This window comes from Citrobacter sp. Ca225, from assembly GCF_030337175.1.
Lineage (GTDB): Bacteria > Pseudomonadota > Gammaproteobacteria > Enterobacterales > Enterobacteriaceae > Citrobacter_A > Citrobacter_A amalonaticus.
Window position 1 is genome coordinate 38,254 of the sequence record NZ_JAOWCD010000102.1, and the last position, 20,145, is coordinate 58,398.

Annotated in this window: 17 protein-coding genes and 4 tRNA genes; 17 read left to right on the top strand and 4 right to left on the bottom strand. The window is 55.2% G+C overall.

Annotated elements, in window-relative coordinates; translation table 11 throughout:
- Positions 1 to 177: 177 nt before the first annotated feature.
- The 17 genes from wecA (at position 178) to OGW13_RS23370 (ending at position 15,087) form a co-directional block, all read left to right on the top strand.
- The gene (wecA, locus tag OGW13_RS23290) at positions 178 to 1,281 is read left to right on the top strand and encodes a UDP-N-acetylglucosamine--undecaprenyl-phosphate N-acetylglucosaminephosphotransferase (protein WP_042998788.1); all 1,104 of its coding nucleotides are present in this window, start codon (positions 178 to 180) and stop codon (positions 1,279 to 1,281) included.
- A gap of 11 nt (positions 1,282 to 1,292) precedes the next feature.
- Positions 1,293 to 2,339 (top strand): ECA polysaccharide chain length modulation protein, encoded by a 1,047-nt coding sequence (gene wzzE / locus OGW13_RS23295; RefSeq protein ID WP_042998789.1) that lies wholly within the window; start codon positions 1,293 to 1,295, stop codon positions 2,337 to 2,339.
- Between the two features lie 55 nt (positions 2,340 to 2,394).
- Complete coding sequence (wecB, locus tag OGW13_RS23300; RefSeq protein ID WP_042998790.1) at positions 2,395 to 3,525, top strand: non-hydrolyzing UDP-N-acetylglucosamine 2-epimerase; 1,131 nt, start codon at positions 2,395 to 2,397, stop codon at positions 3,523 to 3,525.
- Complete coding sequence (gene wecC / locus OGW13_RS23305; RefSeq protein ID WP_287116539.1) at positions 3,522 to 4,784, top strand: UDP-N-acetyl-D-mannosamine dehydrogenase; 1,263 nt, start codon at positions 3,522 to 3,524, stop codon at positions 4,782 to 4,784. The genes wecB and wecC overlap by 4 nt, the downstream gene beginning before the upstream one ends.
- Positions 4,784 to 5,851 (top strand): dTDP-glucose 4,6-dehydratase, encoded by a 1,068-nt coding sequence (rffG, locus tag OGW13_RS23310; RefSeq protein ID WP_054177001.1) that lies wholly within the window; start codon positions 4,784 to 4,786, stop codon positions 5,849 to 5,851. Before wecC ends, rffG begins: the two co-directional genes overlap by 1 nt.
- Positions 5,852 to 5,870: 19 nt before the next feature.
- The gene (gene rfbA, locus OGW13_RS23315) at positions 5,871 to 6,752 is read left to right on the top strand and encodes a glucose-1-phosphate thymidylyltransferase RfbA (RefSeq protein WP_042998793.1); all 882 of its coding nucleotides are present in this window, start codon (positions 5,871 to 5,873) and stop codon (positions 6,750 to 6,752) included.
- Entirely contained in the window at positions 6,730 to 7,407 is a 678-nt protein-coding gene (gene rffC / locus OGW13_RS23320; protein ID WP_042998794.1) for a dTDP-4-amino-4,6-dideoxy-D-galactose acyltransferase, read from the top strand. Before rfbA ends, rffC begins: the two co-directional genes overlap by 23 nt.
- Positions 7,408 to 7,411: 4 nt before the next feature.
- Positions 7,412 to 8,542, top strand: coding sequence for a dTDP-4-amino-4,6-dideoxygalactose transaminase (gene rffA, locus OGW13_RS23325; RefSeq protein WP_044258283.1), 1,131 nt, complete (start codon positions 7,412 to 7,414; stop codon positions 8,540 to 8,542).
- Position 8,543: 1 nt separating this feature from the next.
- Positions 8,544 to 9,794 (top strand): lipid III flippase WzxE, encoded by a 1,251-nt coding sequence (wzxE, locus tag OGW13_RS23330; protein WP_044258285.1) that lies wholly within the window; start codon positions 8,544 to 8,546, stop codon positions 9,792 to 9,794.
- Positions 9,791 to 10,870: a TDP-N-acetylfucosamine:lipid II N-acetylfucosaminyltransferase gene (locus tag OGW13_RS23335; RefSeq protein ID WP_104445866.1), complete on the top strand. Its 1,080-nt coding sequence runs from the start codon at positions 9,791 to 9,793 to the stop codon at positions 10,868 to 10,870. The genes wzxE and OGW13_RS23335 overlap by 4 nt, the downstream gene beginning before the upstream one ends.
- Entirely contained in the window at positions 10,867 to 12,219 is a 1,353-nt protein-coding gene (gene wzyE / locus OGW13_RS23340) for an ECA oligosaccharide polymerase (RefSeq protein ID WP_287116541.1), read from the top strand. The genes OGW13_RS23335 and wzyE overlap by 4 nt, the downstream gene beginning before the upstream one ends.
- A 2-nt stretch (positions 12,220 to 12,221) precedes the next feature.
- Positions 12,222 to 12,962 carry a lipopolysaccharide N-acetylmannosaminouronosyltransferase gene (gene wecG / locus OGW13_RS23345; RefSeq protein ID WP_044267311.1) on the top strand — a complete coding sequence of 247 codons (741 nt, stop codon included), beginning with the start codon at positions 12,222 to 12,224 and terminating at the stop codon, positions 12,960 to 12,962.
- Between the two features lie 203 nt (positions 12,963 to 13,165).
- On the top strand, positions 13,166 to 14,551 hold the full coding sequence (gene thrP / locus OGW13_RS23350) for a bifunctional threonine/serine APC transporter ThrP (RefSeq protein WP_287116542.1): 1,386 nt from the start codon (positions 13,166 to 13,168) through the stop codon (positions 14,549 to 14,551).
- A gap of 102 nt (positions 14,552 to 14,653) precedes the next feature.
- Positions 14,654 to 14,730 (top strand) — tRNA-Arg (locus OGW13_RS23355).
- A 57-nt stretch (positions 14,731 to 14,787) separates the two neighbouring features.
- Positions 14,788 to 14,863, top strand: a tRNA-His gene (locus OGW13_RS23360).
- Between the two features lie 19 nt (positions 14,864 to 14,882).
- Positions 14,883 to 14,969, top strand: a tRNA-Leu gene (locus tag OGW13_RS23365).
- A 41-nt stretch (positions 14,970 to 15,010) separates the two neighbouring features.
- Positions 15,011 to 15,087: transfer RNA gene (locus OGW13_RS23370), tRNA-Pro, on the top strand.
- A 683-nt stretch (positions 15,088 to 15,770) separates the two neighbouring features.
- On the opposite strand, the gene hemY is transcribed toward OGW13_RS23370, so the two are convergent.
- The 4 genes from hemY to hemC are packed head-to-tail and all read right to left on the bottom strand — an operon-like array spanning position 15,771 to position 19,860.
- Positions 15,771 to 16,967 (bottom strand): protoheme IX biogenesis protein HemY, encoded by a 1,197-nt coding sequence (gene hemY / locus OGW13_RS23375; protein ID WP_044258291.1) that lies wholly within the window; start codon positions 16,965 to 16,967, stop codon positions 15,771 to 15,773.
- Between the two features lie 2 nt (positions 16,968 to 16,969).
- Entirely contained in the window at positions 16,970 to 18,160 is a 1,191-nt protein-coding gene (gene hemX / locus OGW13_RS23380; RefSeq protein WP_061069432.1) for a uroporphyrinogen-III C-methyltransferase, read from the bottom strand.
- A gap of 21 nt (positions 18,161 to 18,181) precedes the next feature.
- Positions 18,182 to 18,922, bottom strand: coding sequence for a uroporphyrinogen-III synthase (hemD, locus tag OGW13_RS23385; protein ID WP_142765461.1), 741 nt, complete (start codon positions 18,920 to 18,922; stop codon positions 18,182 to 18,184).
- Positions 18,919 to 19,860 (bottom strand): hydroxymethylbilane synthase, encoded by a 942-nt coding sequence (gene hemC / locus OGW13_RS23390; protein ID WP_042998804.1) that lies wholly within the window; start codon positions 19,858 to 19,860, stop codon positions 18,919 to 18,921. Before hemC ends, hemD begins: the two co-directional genes overlap by 4 nt.
- Positions 19,861 to 20,145 lie beyond the last annotated feature (285 nt).

Here is a 20,145-nt window from a genome sequence, read left to right on the forward strand (position 1 = left end):
TTAACGACAAGTTAACAAATCAGGGGTTATTGTCCTCCGCTGCACGTGCGTCAGCCATCAAGTGCGACACGTGGTTAATAATTATACAAAACAGACGGTTCGGAGTGGAGTTTCCCTTCTGAATACAGGCCTTCGTGGTTATACTTCTGCTTATAATTTTCTCTGAGAGCACGCATTGTGAATTTACTGACAGTCAGTACTGATCTCATCAGTATTTTTTTATTCACGACACTGTTCCTGTTTTTTGCACGGAAGGTCGCAAAAAAGGTCGGTTTAGTGGATAAACCCAACTTCCGTAAACGCCACCAGGGATTGATACCGTTGGTTGGGGGCATCTCAGTTTATGCGGGGATTTGTTTCACATTTAGCATTGTGAATGTCTATATCCCCCACGCTGCTCTCTATCTGGCTTGTGCCGGTGTCCTGGTCTTTATCGGTGCACTGGACGATCGCTTTGATATTAGCGTAAAAATACGTGCCACCATTCAGGCTGCTATCGGCGTAATTATGATGGCGGTGGGCAAGCTTTATCTCAGCAGCCTCGGTTATATCTTTGGCCCGTGGGAGATGGTGCTCGGCCCGTTTGGTTATTTCCTCACGCTCTTCGCCGTATGGGCCGCGATCAATGCCTTCAACATGGTGGATGGTATCGATGGCTTATTAGGCGGGCTCTCCAGCGTCTCATTTGCCGCAATGGGGCTTATTCTGTGGTTTGATGGACAGACCAGTCTGGCTATCTGGTGCTTTGCCATGATCGCCGCCATCCTGCCCTATATTCTCTTGAACCTCGGTGCGCTTGGCCGTCGCTATAAAGTGTTTATGGGTGACGCCGGCAGTACGCTGATTGGTTTTACCGTTATCTGGATCCTGCTTGAAACTACCCAGGGTAAAACGCACCCGATAAGCCCGGTTACCGCGCTATGGATCATCGCCATTCCGCTGATGGACATGGTGGCCATCATGTATCGTCGTCTGCGTAAAGGGATGAGCCCGTTCTCGCCAGACCGTCAGCATATTCATCATTTGATCATGCGTGCAGGGTTTACTTCACGTCAGGCGTTTGTCCTGATCACGCTAGCCGCCGCAATACTGGCCTCGATTGGCGTGCTGGCGGAATATTCTCATTTTGTCCCGGAATGGGTCATGCTGGTGCTCTTTTTGCTAGCATTCTTCCTCTACGGTTACTGCATTAAACGTGCCTGGAAGGTGGCGAGGTTCATTAAGCGCATGAAGCGCAGATTACGAAGAAACCGTGATAACAATCCAAAATTAACCAAGTAAATGAGGGTGCGATGACTCAACCATTACCGGGGGCACACGTTGTGAGCGCTGAAAATGAACTGGATATTCGTGGGTTGTTTCGTACCTTATGGGCCGGGAAGGTGTGGATTGTCGGTATCGCGCTGTTATTCGCGCTGATCGCGCTGGCGTATACTTTTTTTGCTCGTCAGGAGTGGAGCGCGACCGCGATCTCCGATCGCCCCACGGTGAATATGCTGGGGGGTTACTATTCCCAACAGCAGTTTTTGCGGAATCTGGATGCGAAAGCGGACAACGCGTCAGGTGATCAACCTTCGGTTATGGACGAAGCCTATAAAGAGTTTGTGATGCAACTGGCCTCCTGGGATACGCGTCGCGACTTCTGGCTGCAAACTGACTATTACAAGCAGCGGATGGTTGGCAACAGCAAGGCCGATGCCGCCATGCTGGATGAGATGATCAACAACATTCAGTTCACCCCCGGTGATTTTGCCCGTGCCATTAACGACAGCGTCAAGCTGATTGCCGAAACCGCACCTGATGCGAACAATCTGCTGCGTCAGTATGTGGCGTTCTCCAGCCAGCGTGCGGCAAGCCATCTCAATGAAGAACTGAAAGGCGCGTGGGCCGCGCGGACCGTGCAAATGAAGGCGCAGGTCAAACGTCAGGAAGAGGTGGCGAAAGCAATTTTCTCCCGCCGCGTGAGCAGTATTGAACAGGCGCTTAAAATCGCTGAACAGCACAATATCTCCCGCAGTGCGACCGATGTGCCAGCGGATGAATTACCGGATTCGGAGCTGTTTCTGCTCGGACGTCCCATGCTCCAGGCACGCCTTGAAAATTTACAGGCGGTCGGCCCCTCTTTCGATCTGGACTACTTCCAGAATCGAGCCATGCTAAATACATTGAATGTGGGCCCCACGCTGGACCCGCGTTTTCAGACCTATCGCTATTTGCGTACACCGGAAGAACCGGTAAAACGCGATAGCCCGCGCCGTGCCTTCCTGATGGTGATGTGGGGCATCGTGGGGGGGCTTATCGGCGCAGGTGTTGCGTTAACCCGCCGCCGCACGATTTAGCACGACTGCCGCAGTGAGGGGCTGGGCCCTCACTGACTATTCGAAGAGAATCGATGTGAAAGTACTGACTGTATTTGGCACGCGACCGGAAGCCATAAAAATGGCACCTCTGGTGCATGCGCTGGCAAAGGATCCTGATTTCGACGCAAAAGTCTGCGTCACCGCGCAGCACCGGGAGATGCTCGATCAGGTATTGAATCTCTTTTCTATTGTTCCTGATTACGATCTCAATATTATGCAACCGGGTCAGGGATTGACAGAGATAACCTGTCGGATACTGGAAGGGCTGAAGCCTATCCTCGCTGACTTCAAGCCAGATGTGGTACTGGTACACGGAGATACCACCACCACGATTGCGACCAGTCTGGCCGCGTTTTATCAACGTATACCGGTCGGCCATGTCGAGGCCGGGTTACGCACTGGCGATCTCTATTCCCCGTGGCCGGAAGAGGCAAACCGTACGCTGACCGGGCATCTGGCGATGTATCACTTTGCGCCGACGGAGAACTCGCGGCAAAACCTGTTGCGCGAGAATATTGCCGACAGCCGCATCTTTGTCACCGGCAATACGGTGATCGATGCGCTGATCTGGGTGCGCGACCGCGTTCTGGCTAGTGATACGTTGCGTTCAGAACTGGCCGAGCAGTATCCGTTCCTCAGTTCGGATAAAAAACTGATCCTGGTGACCGGTCATCGTCGCGAAAGTTTTGGCCGTGGATTTGAGCAGATTTGCCATGCGCTGGCGGAGATTGCGGCCGCCAATCAGGATGTGCAGATTGTCTATCCAGTGCACCTGAACCCGAACGTCAGCGAGCCGGTCAACCGCATTCTCGGTCATGTTGAAAACGTGACGCTGATTGAACCGCAGGACTATCTGCCCTTTGTCTGGCTGATGAATCACGCCTGGCTGATTCTGACGGACTCCGGCGGGATTCAGGAAGAGGCACCGTCACTGGGCAAACCGGTGCTGGTGATGCGTGAAACAACCGAACGACCCGAGGCCATTACCGCCGGGACCGTGCGTCTGGTGGGGACAGACCCACAGCGCATTGTTGAAGAAGTCACGCGTTTGCTGCATGACGAAAACGAATATCAGGCTATGAGCCGCGCCCATAACCCTTACGGTGACGGGCAGGCCTGCGGCCGCATTTTACACGCATTAAAAAACAATCGGGTATCGCTATGAGTTTTTCTACCATTTCTGTTATTGGGCTGGGATATATCGGTTTGCCGACGGCGGCTGCCTTTGCTTCGCGCCAAAAGCAGGTGATTGGGGTGGACGTTAACCCGCATGCGGTGGAGACCATCAACCGCGGTGAAATCCATATTGCTGAGCCGGACCTCGATAACGTCGTGAAAACGGCGGTGGAAGGCGGTTTTCTGCGCGCCACCACGACCCCTGTCGATGCCGATGCGTATCTGATTGCAGTACCGACGCCGTTTAAAGGTGAGCATGAGCCGGATATGACCTATGTCGAAGCGGCGGCGAAATCCGTTGCGTCAGTGCTGAAAAAGGGCGCGCTGGTGATCCTCGAGTCGACCTCTCCGGTTGGCGCGACCGAACAGATGGCGGCGTGGCTGGCCGAAATGCGTCCGGATCTCACTTTCCCGCAGCAGGCGGGCGAGCAGGCGGATGTGAATATCGCCTATTGTCCTGAGCGCGTTCTGCCGGGTCAGGTGATGGTTGAACTGATCAAGAATGACCGGGTCATCGGCGGCATGACGCCGGTGTGCTCGGCGCGTGCCAGCGAGCTGTACAAAATATTTCTTGAAGGCGAGTGCGTGGTGACCAATTCCCGTACGGCCGAAATGTGCAAGCTGACGGAAAACAGCTTCCGCGACGTCAATATCGCCTTTGCGAACGAACTGTCGCTGATTTGCGCCGAGCAGGGGATTAACGTCTGGGAACTGATCCGCCTGGCGAACCGTCATCCACGTGTCAACATTCTCCAGCCTGGACCGGGTGTGGGCGGGCACTGTATTGCTGTCGACCCGTGGTTCATTGTGGCGCAGAATCCGTTGCAGTCGCGTCTGATCCGTACCGCGCGTGAAGTAAACGACGGTAAACCACACTGGGTCGTCGATCAGGTCAAAGCCGCCGTTGCGGACTGCCTGGCGGCGACGAATAAGCGCGCCAGCGAGGTGAAAATCGCCTGCTTTGGCCTCGCATTCAAACCCAATATCGACGATTTGCGTGAAAGCCCGGCAATGGGGATCGCAAAAAGTATCGCCCAGTGGCACAGCGGTGAAACGCTGGTGGTGGAACCGAATATTCACCAGTTGCCGAAAAAGCTGGACGGTCTTTGTACTCTTGCCGCCCTGAACGACGCGCTGGCGACGGCCGACGTGCTGGTGATGCTGGTCGATCATAGCCAGTTTAAAGCCATTCAGGGCGATGCTGTGCAGCAGCAGTACGTCGTGGATACCAAAGGAGTGTGGCGTTAATGAAACGGATTCTGGTGACGGGTGGCGCAGGTTTCATCGGCTCAGCGGTGGTACGGCATATCATTAATGAGACGGCAGATGCGGTGGTGGTGGTGGATAAACTCACCTACGCCGGCAATCTGATGTCGCTGGCTCAGGTTGCGCAGAACGATCGCTTTGCTTTCGAGAAAGTGGATATTTGCGATCGCGCCTCGCTGGATCGGGTTTTTCAACAATATCAGCCAGACTGCGTGATGCACCTGGCCGCCGAAAGCCATGTCGATCGTTCCATCGACGGACCGGCGGCGTTTATCGAAACCAACATTGTTGGCACCTACACGCTGCTGGAAGCGGCGCGGGCGTACTGGAGTGAACGGGCTGACGAGAAGAAATCGGCGTTTCGCTTCCACCATATCTCGACGGACGAGGTGTATGGCGATCTGCACTCGACGGATGATTTCTTTACTGAGACGACGCCCTACGCCCCTAGCAGCCCCTATTCCGCGTCGAAAGCCAGCAGCGATCACCTGGTGCGCGCTTGGTTGCGCACTTACGGTCTTCCAACCCTTATCACCAACTGCTCTAACAACTATGGCCCTTACCACTTCCCGGAAAAACTGATCCCGCTGATGATTCTTAATGCGCTGGCGGGCAAACCGCTGCCGGTGTATGGCAACGGACAGCAGGTCCGCGACTGGCTGTATGTGGACGATCACGCGAGAGCGCTGTACTGCGTGGCGACCACCGGAGAAGTCGGTGAAACGTATAACATCGGCGGTCATAACGAGCGTAAGAATCTGGACGTGGTTGAGACGATTTGCGAGCTGCTGGAAACGCTGGCGCCGAACAAACCACAGGGTATCGCACATTACCGCGACCTGATTACCTTTGTGGACGATCGTCCTGGTCACGACTTACGTTACGCCATTGATGCGTCAAAAATCGCCCGTGAGCTTGGCTGGACGCCGCAGGAAACCTTTGAAAGCGGCATGCGTAAAACCGTGCAGTGGTATCTGGCGAATGAGGCCTGGTGGAAGCCCGTACAAGACGGCAGTTATCAGGGGCAACGTTTAGGTCTGAAGGGCTAATTTCCCGGAGGAGGAAGGCATGAAAGGTATCATTCTGGCGGGCGGCTCTGGCACCCGTTTGCATCCTATCACGCGTGGCGTGTCGAAACAGCTGCTCCCCATTTACGATAAGCCGATGATTTATTACCCGTTATCGGTGCTCATGCTGGCCGGCATTCGTGAGATCCTGATTATCACCACGCCGGAAGACAAAGGATATTTTCAGCGTCTGTTAGGCGACGGTTCTGAATTTGGCATTCATTTGCAGTATGCCGAACAACCGAGTCCGGATGGCCTGGCGCAAGCGTTTATCATCGGTGAGACGTTCCTGAACGGCGAACCTTCCTGCCTGGTGTTAGGCGACAATATTTTCTTCGGTCAGGGGTTCAGTCCTAAATTGCGCCATGTCGCCGCGCGTACCGAAGGGGCGACCGTGTTTGGCTATCAGGTGATGGATCCAGAACGGTTTGGCGTGGTGGAGTTTGATGACAATTTCCGCGCCATCTCGTTAGAAGAGAAACCGAAGCAGCCAAAATCTAACTGGGCGGTGACCGGGCTCTATTTCTACGACAGCAAGGTGGTGGAGTACGCAAAGCGCGTGAAACCATCTGAACGCGGCGAACTGGAGATCACCTCTATCAATCAGATGTACCTTGACGCAGGCAATCTGACCGTTGAGCTGCTGGGCCGCGGTTTTGCCTGGCTCGATACGGGAACGCATGACAGCCTGATTGAGGCGAGCACCTTTGTGCAGACGGTTGAAAAGCGTCAGGGATTCAAAATTGCCTGTCTGGAAGAGATTGCCTGGCGCAATGGCTGGCTGGATGATGACGGCGTGAAACGTGCCGCCAGCGCTCTGGCGAAAACAGGTTATGGCCAATATTTACTGGAGCTGCTTCGTGCACGTCCACGCCAGTATTGAGCCGCTGGGCTGGGAAAACCGCTTCTTTGGCATCAACAGCGCCATTGTCCGGCTGGATCCGGCGGCGCCATTATTGACCGCAGAAGCCTTACAGCCCTGGTCGCGGGTGCAGGCCAAAATCCCGGCGGCCAATACCCGCGAGCTGGATGCTCTGCAACAACTGGGTTTCGCGCTGGTGGAAGGGGAAGTCGATTTTGTTCTTCCTGTCGGGAAAAACAACGGTCAAACTGGCGCAGAAATTGCACAACTGACGGACATTCCGGCCTTGCGCCAGCTCGCTGCGGCGGCCTTTGCGCAAAGCCGCTTTCGCACGCCGTGGTATGCGCCTGACGCCAGCGCTCGCTTTTATGCGCAGTGGATTGAAAACGCGGTGCACGGCACGTTTGATCATCAGTGTCTGGTTCTTCGCACCTCAAATGGGGATATTCGCGGCTATGTCTCGCTGCGTGAACTGGATGACCGCGAGGCGCGAATCGGCTTGCTCGCCGGGCGTGGCGTTGGGGCAGAGCTGATGCAGGCGGCGCTGGGATGGGCGCAGGCGCGCGGCAAAACAACATTGCGGGTGGCGACCCAGATGGGCAACACCGCCGCGCTTAAACGTTATATACAAAGCGGTGCGAATGTAGAAAGCACCGCGTACTGGTTATACAGGTGACAACATGATTCCGTTTAACGCACCGCCGGTGGTGGGTACCGAACTTGAGTATATGCAGTCTGCAATGGGCAGCGGCAAACTGTGTGGCGATGGGGGCTTTACTCGTCGTTGTCAGCAGTGGCTTGAGCAGCGTTTTGGCAGTGCGAAGGTACTGCTGACGCCTTCCTGTACCGCCTCACTGGAGATGGCGGCACTGCTGCTGGATATCCAGCCGGGTGATGAAGTGATCATGCCGAGTTACACCTTCGTGTCGACCGCGAATGCCTTTGTGCTGCGCGGCGCTAAAATCATCTTTGTGGATATCCGTCCGGATACCATGAACATTGACGAAACGCGCATTGAAGCGGCGATCACCGAAAAAACGCGGGCGATTGTGCCGGTGCATTATGCGGGTGTGGCCTGTGAGATGGACACCATCATGGCGCTGGCGGATAAGTACAACCTGTTTGTGGTAGAAGACGCCGCGCAGGGGGTGATGTCGACTTACAAAGGCCGGGCGCTGGGAACGATCGGCCACATCGGCTGCTTTAGTTTCCATGAAACCAAAAACTACACCGCCGGTGGCGAAGGCGGCGCAACGCTGATTAACGATCGCAGCCTTATTGAGCGAGCCGAAATCATTCGTGAAAAAGGGACTAACCGCAGCCAGTTCTTCCGTGGTCAGGTCGACAAATATACCTGGCGTGATATTGGTTCCAGCTATTTGATGTCCGATCTACAGGCCGCTTATCTCTGGGCACAGTTGGAAGCGGCGGACCGCATTAATCAGCAGCGTCTGGCGCTGTGGCAGACCTACTACGATGCCCTCGCACCGCTGGCGCGTGCGGGCAGAATTGAATTGCCATCCATTCCGGATGACTGCAAACAGAACGCCCATATGTTTTATATCAAGCTGCGCGACATTGACGATCGTAGCGCGCTGATTAACTTCCTGAAAGAAGCCGAGATTATGGCGGTGTTCCACTACATTCCGCTGCATGACTGCCCGGCTGGCGACAAGTTTGGTGAATTCTCCGGCGAGGACCGCTACACCACCAAAGAGAGCGAACGTCTGCTGCGCCTGCCGCTGTTCTATAACCTGTCGGCAGTGAATCAGCGCACGGTGATTACGACATTGCTGAACTATTTCGCCTGATATGTCGCTTGCGAAAGCGTCCTTGTGGACGGCGGCCAGCACGCTGGTCAAAATTGGCGCGGGGTTACTGGTCGTTAAGCTGCTGGCGGTGTCATTCGGCCCGGCGGGTGTCGGGCAAGCGGGAAATTTCCGTCAGATGGTCACCGTGCTTGGCGTCCTGGCGGGGGCCGGCATTTTCAACGGCGTCACCAAATACGTTGCGCAGTCTCACGATAACCCCGAACAATTGCGGCAGGTGGTCGGGACATCCTCGGCGATGGTGCTGGGTTTTTCGACGCTGCTGGCGCTGGTGTTTCTGCTTGCGGCGGCACCGATTAGCCAGGGACTGTTTGGTCATACGCAGTATCAGGGGTTAGTACGCTTAGTGGCGCTGGTGCAGATGGGGATTGCCTGGGCCAACCTGCTGCTGGCGTTAATGAAAGGATTTCGTGATGCGGCCGGGAATGCGCTGTCACTGATTGTCGGCAGCCTGGTGGGCGTTGTCGCCTATTATGGCTGTTACCGGCTGGGCGGCTATGAAGGTGCGCTCCTCGGCCTGGCGCTGGTGCCCGCATTGGTGGTGATCCCGGCGGCAGCCATGCTGCTGAAACGCGGAATGATCCCTCTGTGCTATCTCAAGCCATCCTGGGATAACGGGCTGGCGGGCCAGCTCAGCAAGTTTACCCTGATGGCGCTGATCACCTCCGTCACGCTGCCAGTGGCGTATGTGATGATGCGAAACCTGCTGGCGGCGCACTACAGTTGGGATGACGTCGGAATCTGGCAAGGGGTGAGCAGTATCTCGGATGCTTACCTACAATTTATTACCGCGTCGTTTAGCGTTTACCTGTTGCCGACGCTGTCGCGCCTTACCGAAAAGCGGGACATCACACGGGAAGTGGTGAAGTCGCTGAAGTTTGTTCTGCCTGCGGTGGCCGCTGCGAGCTTCTCCGTCTGGCTGCTGCGTGACTTTGCTATCTGGCTGCTGTTCTCTGAGAAATTCACCGCCATGCGCGATCTGTTTGCCTGGCAGTTGGTTGGAGATGTGCTGAAAGTTGGGGCATATGTCTTCGGTTACCTGGTGATCGCCAAAGCGTCACTGCGGTTTTATATTCTGGCGGAAATCAGCCAGTTCTTTTTATTGACGGCATTTGCGCACTGGCTGATCCCGGCACATGGCGCGCTGGGTGCGGCACAGGCCTATATGGCAACGTATGTCGTCTATTTTTCTTTATGTTGTTGTGTATTTTTACTCTGGCGTAGGCGGGCATGACTGTACTGATTCACGTACTGGGATCGGATATCCCTCACCATAATCAAACCGTGCTGCGGTTTTTCAACGATACGCTGGCATCGACCAGTGAGCATGCCCGTGTCTTTATGGTCGCCGGTCAGGATGCCGGGTTGACGGAAAGTTGCCCGGCGCTCTCCATCCGTTTCTACAGCGGTAAAAAATCGCTGGCGCAAGCGGTGATAGCGCAAGCTAAAGCGAACAGACAGCAGCGTTTCTTCTTCCACGGTCAGTTTAATATGGCGCTGTGGCTGGCGTTACTGAGCGGTGGAATTAAGCCCAGTCAGTTTTACTGGCACATCTGGGGCGCGGATCTGTATGAAGTCTCCAGTGGACTGAAATTCAAACTGTTTTATCCGCTTCGCCGTCTGGCGCAAAGCCGTGTTGGGGGCGTTTTTGCCACCCGTGGCGATCTGAACTATTTCGCCCAACAGCATCCGCGCGTGCCGGGAGAACTGCTCTATTTCCCGACGCGAATGGATCCCGCGCTCAACAATATGGTGAACGATCGTCAACGCAGCGGAAAAATGACCATTCTGGTGGGCAACTCAGGCGATCGCAGCAACGAACATATCGCCGCGCTGCGGGCGGTGCATCAGCAGTTTGGCGACAACGTAAATGTGGTTGTCCCGATGGGCTATCCGGCGAATAACGAGGCGTATATCGCGGACGTTCGTCAGGCGGGGCTAAGACTGTTCAGTGCAGATAACCTGCAGATCCTCAGCGACAAGCTGGCGTTCGACGACTATCTGGCGCTGCTTCGTCAGTGCGATCTCGGGTACTTTATTTTTGCCCGTCAGCAGGGAATTGGCACCTTGTGTTTGCTGATTCAGGCAGGCGTGCCCTGCGTGCTGAACCGCGAAAATCCCTTCTGGCAGGACATGGTGGAACAGCATCTTCCGGTGCTGTTTACGACCGATGAACTTAACGAACAGGTGGTGCGCGAGGCGCAGCGCCAGCTGGCGTCAGTGGATAAAAATACCATTACCTTCTTTAGCCCGAACTATTTGCAGCCCTGGCATCACGCGTTGCAGGTTGCCGCAGGGGAGGCGCTATGAGTCTGATGCAGTTCAGCGGCCTGTTTGTCGTCTGGCTCCTCTCCACGTTGTTTATCGCCACGCTAACTTGGTTTGAGTTTCGCCGCGTGCGCTTCAATTTCAACGTTTTCTTCTCGCTGCTGTTTTTGCTGACCTTCTTTTTTGGCTTTCCGCTGACCAGCGTGCTGGCGTTCCGCTTTGACGTCGCCGTCGCACCGCCGGAAATCCTGCTACAGGCGCTGCTTTCCGCCGCCTGTTTCTACGCGATCTACTATGTGACCTATAAGACCCGCTTACGCAAACGGGTTGCGGACGCGCCGTGCAAACCGCTGTTCACGATGAATCGGGTGGAAACCCATCTCACCTGGATGATTCTGATGGGGATTGCGCTGATCAGCGTGGGCATCTTCTTCATGCATAATGGTTTCTTACTGTTCCGCCTGCAGTCGTATAGCCAGATTTTTTCCAGTGAAGTTTCCGGCGTGGCGTTAAAACGCTTCTTTTACTTTTTCATCCCGGCCATGCTGGTGGTCTATTTCCTGCGTCAGGACAGTAAAGCGTGGCTGTTCTTCCTGGTCAGCACCGTCGCATTTGGCCTGCTGACGTATATGATTGTCGGCGGCACTCGCGCCAATATCATCATTGCCTTCGCCATCTTCCTGTTTATCGGCATTATTCGCGGCTGGATCTCGCTGTGGATGCTGGCGGCAGCAGGCGTGCTGGGGATTGTCGGGATGTTCTGGCTGGCATTGAAGCGCTACGGGCTGAACGTCAGCGGTGACGAGGCGTTCTATACGTTTCTCTATCTCACCCGTGACACGTTTTCTCCGTGGGAGAACCTGGCGCTGCTGCTGCAAAATTACGACAAAATCGACTTTCAGGGGCTGGCGCCAATTGCCCGTGATTTCTACGTCTTTATTCCTTCCTGGCTTTGGCCAGGGCGGCCGAGTGTGGTGCTGAATACGGCGAACTACTTTACGTGGGAAGTGCTGAACAACCATTCCGGTCTGGCGATTTCGCCAACGCTGATTGGTTCGCTGGTGGTGATGGGCGGCGCGCTGTTTATCCCGCTGGGCGCGGTTGTGGTAGGGCTTATCATCAAATGGTTCGACTGGCTGTACGAGCTGGGTAATCGTGAGGCCAACCGCTACAAGGCCGCGATTTTGCATAGTTTTTGCTTTGGCGCGATTTTCAATATGATCGTGCTGGCGCGAGAGGGACTGGACTCGTTTGTCTCGCGTGTTGTTTTTTTCCTGGTGGTTTTTGGTGCCTGTTTGCTGGTGGCAAAACTTCTGTTCTGGCTGTTTGACCAGGCCGGACTGATCCATAAACGTTGGCGAGCCCTGCCAGACAAACAGGTTGAAGGATAGCAATGACTGATAATACAACAGCACCAATTTACGATCTGCGCGGACTCCAGCTGATTGGCTGGCGTGATATGCACCATGCGCTGGATTATCTCTATGCTGGCGGCCAGCTTAAACAAGGTACGCTGGTGGCGATTAACGCAGAAAAGGTCCTGACGGCGGAAGATAACCCAGAAGTCCGTACCCTGATTGAGGCAGCAGAGTATAAATATGCCGACGGGATCAGCGTCGTGCGCTCGGTACGCAAAAAATTTCCGCATGCCCAGGTTTCTCGCGTAGCGGGTGCCGATCTCTGGGAAGCGTTGATGGCCCGCGCGGGAGAGGAAGGCACGCCGGTATTCCTTGTGGGCGGAAAGCCGGAAGTGCTGGCACAAACACAAGCGAAACTGCGCGCCCAGTGGAATGTGAACATTGTCGGCAGCCAGGACGGTTATTTTACGCCGGAGCAGCGTCCTGCGCTATTTGAGCAAATCCACGCCAGTGGGGCGAAAATCGTCACCGTGGCGATGGGATCGCCGAAACAGGAAATCTTTATGCGCGATTGCCGGCAGGTGCATCCGCATGCGCTCTATATGGGCGTCGGCGGTACCTATGATGTTTTCACCGGTCATGTAAAACGCGCGCCGAAGGTGTGGCAAAATCTGGGGCTGGAGTGGCTGTATCGCTTGCTGTCGCAGCCGAGCCGCATTACCCGTCAACTCCGTTTACTGCGTTACCTGCGCTGGCACTACAGCGGTAATATCTAAAAACCCCTTCTTCATGCAGGTAGCGCATTCTGCTCCATGCGCTACCATGTTGCCTCATTTTTGCACTGTTTTTACAAAAAAAAGCAATTTTTTAATGCTTCGTTTGCCATTTCGCCAAATTTGCGAAAACATGCGCCCCCAGCGATGTACCCATAACAATAACCGGCAATGCCGGAAAGCATGTAAACACGACAAGAGGATTTATGGCAGAGAATAAACCGGAGCTGCAGCGTGGGCTGGAGGCTCGTCATATCGAATTGATTGCCCTCGGGGGCACCATTGGCGTCGGCCTGTTTATGGGGGCGGCAAGCACCCTGAAATGGGCAGGACCATCGGTACTGCTGGCATATATTGTCGCCGGCCTGTTCGTCTTTTTCATTATGCGTTCAATGGGCGAGATGCTGTTCCTGGAGCCGGTTGCCGGTTCTTTCGCCGTTTACGCTCACCGCTACATGAGCCCGTTCTTCGGTTATCTCACCGCATGGTCATACTGGTTTATGTGGATGGCGGTCGGTGTTTCGGAGATCACCGCGATCGGCGTCTATGTCCAGTTTTGGTTTCCGGAAATGGCGCAATGGATACCGGCGCTAATTGCCGTTGGACTGGTGGCGCTGGCAAACCTGGCGGCCGTTCGTCTGTATGGCGAAATTGAGTTCTGGTTTGCGATGATCAAAGTCACCACCATCATCGTGATGATTGTGGTGGGTCTGGGCGTGATTTTCTTCGGCCTTGGCAACGGCGGGCAGCCGATTGGCTTTGGTAACCTGACCGGGCACGGCGGTTTCTTTGCCGGTGGCTGGAAAGGCTTCCTCACCGCGTTGTGTATTGTGGTCGCCTCTTATCAGGGCGTGGAGCTGATCGGGATTACGGCGGGCGAAGCCAAAAACCCGCAGGTCACGCTGCGTAGCGCGGTAGGTAAAGTGCTGTGGCGTATTCTGATCTTCTACGTGGGAGCGATTTTCGTGATCGTCACTATCTTCCCGTGGAACGAAATTGGTAGCAACGGCAGTCCGTTCGTCCTGACCTTTGCCAAAATTGGTATCACTACCGCGGCGGCGATTATCAACTTTGTCGTGCTGACCGCCGCGCTGTCTGGCTGTAACAGCGGAATGTACAGTTGTGGGCGTATGCTTTACGCGCTGGCGAAGAATCGTCAACTGCCGGCGGCGATGGGGAAAGTTTCCCGTCACGGCGTTCCGGTGGCGGGCGTGGCGTTGTCGATTGCGATTCTGCTGGTCGGTTCGTGCCTGAACTACATCATTCCTAATCCGCAGCGCGTCTTCGTCTATGTTTATAGTGCAAGCGTGCTGCCGGGGATGGTGCCGTGGTTTGTGATCCTGATTAGCCAGTTGCGTTTTCGTCGGGCGCATAAAGCGGCGATGGCCAGCCATCCGTTCCGTTCAATTCTGTTCCCGTGGGCAAACTATTTGACGATGGCTTTCCTGGTTTGCGTACTGATCGGCATGTACTTTAATGAAGATACCCGTATGTCGCTGTTTGTCGGCATCATCTTCCTGCTCTCCGTGACGGCTGTTTACAAGGTTTTTGGCCTCAACCGTCAGGGTATCGCCCAGAAAACGGGGGAATAAGCGACAAAACGCGCAAAGCGTAACCAAACGCGCATTTTATTTAAAAAGGCACTAGACAGCGGGGTGTGAAGTCCGTATTATCCACCCCCGCAACGGCGCTAAGCGCCCGTAGCTCAGCTGGATAGAGCGCTGCCCTCCGGAGGCAGAGGTCTCAGGTTCGAATCCTGTCGGGCGCACCATTTACCCGGTGCTGGAGCTGCGGTGGTTTTGATACCGCGTAACAAAGATTTGCAGTGGTGGCTATAGCTCAGTTGGTAGAGCCCTGGATTGTGATTCCAGTTGTCGTGGGTTCGAATCCCATTAGCCACCCCATTATTAAAAGTTGTGAAATGCGAAGGTGGCGGAATTGGTAGACGCGCTAGCTTCAGGTGTTAGTGTCCTTACGGACGTGGGGGTTCAAGTCCCCCCCCTCGCACCACGACTTAACGAATTGAACTAAAAATTCAAAAAGCAGTACATCGGCGAGTAGCGCAGCTTGGTAGCGCAACTGGTTTGGGACCAGTGGGTCGGAGGTTCGAATCCTCTCTCGCCGACCAATTTTGAACCCCGCTTCGGCGGGGTTTTTCTTTTTCTACGCCACACTTTCTTCTTTTCCCCTGTTGCTTCCCTGAGACAACCCTGTTTGCCATTGTCGCCATTTGGTGACGATTAACATTCTGATATTTCTCCACTTTTGTATATCGGGCGAGATCTGTCTCTGCTGAGCGACAATGAGGTGTATTTCCGGCTGGCAGAAAAAGGCAAAATCGCCGACAACCCGCACCAGTACAGGGATAGCGAATTATCTTAATCCCTATTTTTAGCGGTGCAATCCTGGCATGCAATGTGCAATAATAGTCGGGTAGATGCTCATTCCATCTCTTATGCTCGCCATAGTGCCTCATAAACTCAGGAATGATGCAGAGCCGTTTACGGTGCTTATCGTCCACAGACAGATGTCGCTTCGGCCTCATCAAACACCATGGACATAACGTTGAGTGAAGCACCCATTTATGTTGTCATAAAGACCTGTTTAACGCCTGCTCCAAAAGAGCGGGCGTTTTTTTATTCATATACGTCATCCTCCAGGCTGCCCCTTTGTTGGCTGCGCCTGCTCACCCCGGTCACTGACTTATGTAAGCTCCCGGGGATCCTCAGACTTGCCGCCTCGATGCATCCCGAATGATTTTGTGTATGCGATTAATGCCCGGAGCGCGAAGCGTCACCGGGCGTCAGGGCGTTATTGCGGGGGATTATTCTGCAACGTCAGCATCAGACCGTCACGGCGCATGGTGGCCGCTTCTTCCGGTTGATGCAGGCGGTCGAGCGCGTCGGCAAGCCAGGCATAATCGTACGCGTCCGGGCGCTGCTTCAGCGCGGCGCGGAAGGCAACGGTCGCTTCCTGCCATTCGCCGTGCTTCATCAGCGACTGACCCAGCGTACTCCACAGCAGCGGGCGATCGCCGACGGTCTTGATTTGCTGACGCAGGACTTTCTCCAGCTGTTCCGGATTATTGGTTTTCAGACGCGGAATTGGCAGCACGAGGCGATCGTCATACTGACGCTTCAGACCGTCGATAATGATTTGCTGCGCCATGTCGTGATCGTCGCATTCAATCAGATGCTCGGCCATGGCCACCTGCAGGGCGACCTGATGACGGGTTTTACGGCTCTGGTTTTTCCACCATTCGCGTAGACCATCGCTGCCCTGATCGGCGCGCGCCTGATCCATCAGACCAATCCACGCCTGCTGTTCCAGCATCGCACGATGCTCTTCATCACCGACGTTCGCTTTCGCCATTGACGGGATGATATCCAGCAGCGAGCTCCAGGCACCGGTGCGAATGTAGGCCTGTTCTGCCAGACGCAGTACTTCCGGATGGCGCGGCGTTACCTCCAGCAATTTATCCACGCCGTGGCGCGCGGCATGGTTCTCATTGCGCGCCAGTTGCAGGCGGACACGCGCGATCTCAACCGGGATCGTGTCGTTGCCCGCGAGTTCTGCCGCACGTTCCAGATGTTGGTTTGCGCGCGCTTCGTCACCACGCTGTTGCGCTGCTTCAGCGGCGAGCAGGTAGTTCACTACCGGCTGTTCAGCATGATCGGCATTTTTCGCCATCAGCTTCTCAACCTGCTGATAGTCACCTTCCGCCAGTTTCAACAGCGCCTGTTCGGTCTGCTTGCGGGCACGACGACGTTTGCGACCCACAAACCAGCCGCGCGTATGTGCGCCGGTTCGGAAGAGGCGGCGCAGCAGCCATTCGATGGCAAACAGTACCACCATCGCAAGGATCAGGATAATGACCAGCCCGGTCACGCTGGTTTCAATGTTGTACGTGTCGGTCTGGATCAGGACATAACCCTGGTGACCGGCAATCATCGGGCCGATCACGATACCCGCGATCAACAGCACAAAGAGCAATAATACTTTTAGCATCATTATTCTCCTTGCGGCGCGGCTGCCGGGGTTTCTGCCTGCGGTGCTTCAGACGCAGGGGCGGGGGCCGCTTCAGATGGCGCGGCGCCCGGTTGTGCCAGCAGGTTACGCACGCGGGTTTGCATCAATTTTTCGAGGATCGCCTGGCTTTGTAGCGTTTCCGGTACGTCCATCGTGATGCTCTGCTGACTCAACTTGTCCACTTCTTCAAGGAAGGCTTTTGTCGTGGCGTCGTCGGTATCGTAGTAGGCACGCACCCAGGTGGAGACGTTATCCAGCGCCTGACGGTAAGTCTCTTCCTGATGGCGCGGCACAGCCTGGGCGGCAACCAGCAGACGAGAGCGGATGTTTTCCCGCAGATAGACATCCTGATTCGGCGCTAACAGCGGGACCGCAGTATCATCGCGGCGGCGGATGGTGATAAAGCTGTCCATAAAGTTCTGCCAGCTTTTTTGTAGATTGACGCGCCATTCGCTGATTGAACTGGAAAGCTCAGGGCTATCGGCGTCCATCGGTGAACCGTCGCTGTCGTTATCCGCCAGACGCAGGTTATCGATCTGATTAGAAAGCTGATTAATTTTCAGGATGATACCGTCGTAATCCACCTGAGCGACGGAGGAAAGACTGGCGATATCATCGGTGATAGCCCGGCGTGCGGTAATCAGGCTGGGATCGTTCATGTCCGCGAGGCTGGCATCTGCGCTCTTCAGTAGCGCGGCCGCCGTCGTCACATCCTGATCGCTCCACAGCTTACGTCCGGCTAGCTTGACCAGAAAATCGGCCTGCGCAAGCAGCCACGTTTTGGCATCGCTACCGGAAATCGTGGCGACTTTCTGTTGGACTTCATCCAGCTGTTTCGCCAGTTCAGTTTGCTGACGGTTGGCCTGCTCAAGCTGCGCCGCCTGCTGTTTAATGACGCCTTCCAGCTCCGCCTTCTGGCTTTCCTGCGCTTTTTGCAGCGCGGTCAGTTGATTAGCCAGTGCATCGCTGGTGGCGGTCTGTGTGGTCGCCTGTTGTTTTCCCCAGCCATAGAGTCCAACACCGGCTGCCAGCGCGATGGCGATTGCCACCGCACTCAGGATGAGCGCAGTGCCGTTTTTACTCTTTTTTTCAGCAGTAGCTGGCTGTGGCTGAGTTTCCACGGCCTCCCTGGTCTCTTCAACCACGGCGGAGGATTTTTCTTGTTCCGTCATTATGGCTTCCCATTATGAGAGTTATTGTAATGCGCGCAGTAGCGCATCGTTGTCGGCGTTATCAGCGACCTTAATATCTTGCCAGCCCAGTTCCCGGGCGAGGTGCGCCAGACGCTCGCTGACGACAATAAGCCGACAGCGTAGTAACCAGTTTTCGCGATACCACTGCGGGATTAGTGCGTTAAGCTGTTGCAGCATTTCCCCGCTGGTGACCACTATCGTTGTCACGCCGCGCAACTGCCAGCGCATCGCTTCTTGTGCCCCATCGTAAGGTTTAGCACTACGTTGATAACATTCATAAAACGTGACATCTGCACCGCGTGCCGCCAGGGTTTCGCCTAATAGCTCCCGACCGCCGTTGCCGCGTAAGATCAGCGCACGTTTGCCCGCAATATTTTGTAATTCAGGTAATTGTAGCAAGACTTCGCTGATTTCCCGATCCAGTGGATAGCGAATGTCATATCCGCTGACGGTATGCAGCGCCAGGGCGGTCGTGCGACCAATAGCAAAATAGTGCGCGGCGGCCGGCCACTTCAGCCCTTCACGTTCCAGTTGCGCATGGGCAAAAGAGACCGCGTGCTGTGACAGCACAAAGAGCAGATCGTTATCAGTGATCGTCGAAAACACCCCGGCCAGTCGCGATAAATCCTGACCCGGGGTAAATTCGATGAGCGGAAAACTCCAGGCCTCCTGCCCCAGTGTGCGCAGACGGCTCACTAACGCTTCCCCTGCGGGAGACGGGCGGGTGACCAGGATACTCATGCGGGGGATTCTCCGTTATAAACCTCGGTCAGAATCGCGCGCGCGCCGTTATCCAGCAGCTCTTCGGCCAGCGAAATGCCCATCTGCTCCGCCTGATCGGGCGAGCCACGGCGCTCTCCGCGTACCATTTGTGAACCGTCTGGCGCACCGACCAGCGCGCGTAGCCAAATCTCACCATCAATGATTTCAGCATAGCTGCCAATTGGCACCTGACAGCCCCCTTCCAGGCGGGTGTTCATGGCGCGCTCGGCTTTGACGCGAAGGGCGGTCATTTCATCATTCAGCGGGGCCAGCAGCGCCTGAGTCCGGCTATCGTCGAGGCGGCATTCGATGCCAACTGCGCCTTGCCCCACGGCAGGCAGCGACACTTCTGGTGGTAGCGCCGTGCGGATACGCGATTCCAGTCCTAAGCGTTTTAAACCGGCAACGGCCAGGATAATGGCATCATAGTCGCCGTTATCCAGCTTGCTCAGGCGGGTTCCAACGTTGCCGCGCAGTGAACGAATGACGAGATCCGGACGGCGTTCTGCCAGCTGACACTGGCGACGCAAACTGGAGGTGCCCACGATGCTGCCGGCAGGCAGTTCATCAAGGGTGTTATATGTGTTCGAGACAAAGGCGTCGCGCGGATCGTCGCGCTCACAGATAGTAACCAGTCCCAGACCTTCCGGAAATTCAACCGGAACATCTTTCATTGAGTGCACCGCGATGTCGGCACGTTTTTCGAGCAGCGCAACTTCCAGCTCTTTTACGAACAGACCTTTGCCGCCTACTTTCGCAAGTGGGGTATCAAGAATGACATCACCACGCGTCACCATAGGCACCAGCTCCACGACCAGGCCGGGATGGCTCGCCATCAGAGCGTCTTTGACATAATGTGCCTGCCAGAGCGCGAGGGGGCTTTGGCGTGTGGCAATTCTTAAAACATTGTCTAACATGCTTGTTACCGTCATTATCGTCCGTGGTTCATCCTAACATCCTTACAAGTGGGATGTCAGTGTTACGGTCAAAGGTAAGTCAAGGATAAGACGCTGTGTTGCGGCTGGCAGTATTTAATGACGAGAAACCGTCCGGGCGTACTTCAGAATTTACGCGAAGCGATTGGTGCTACACTTGTATGTAGCGCATCTTTCTTTACGGTCAATGAGCAAGGTGTTAAATTGATCACGTTTTAGGCCATTTTTTCGACTGAACGCACAAAAAAAAGGTCGTAAAAGGTAACG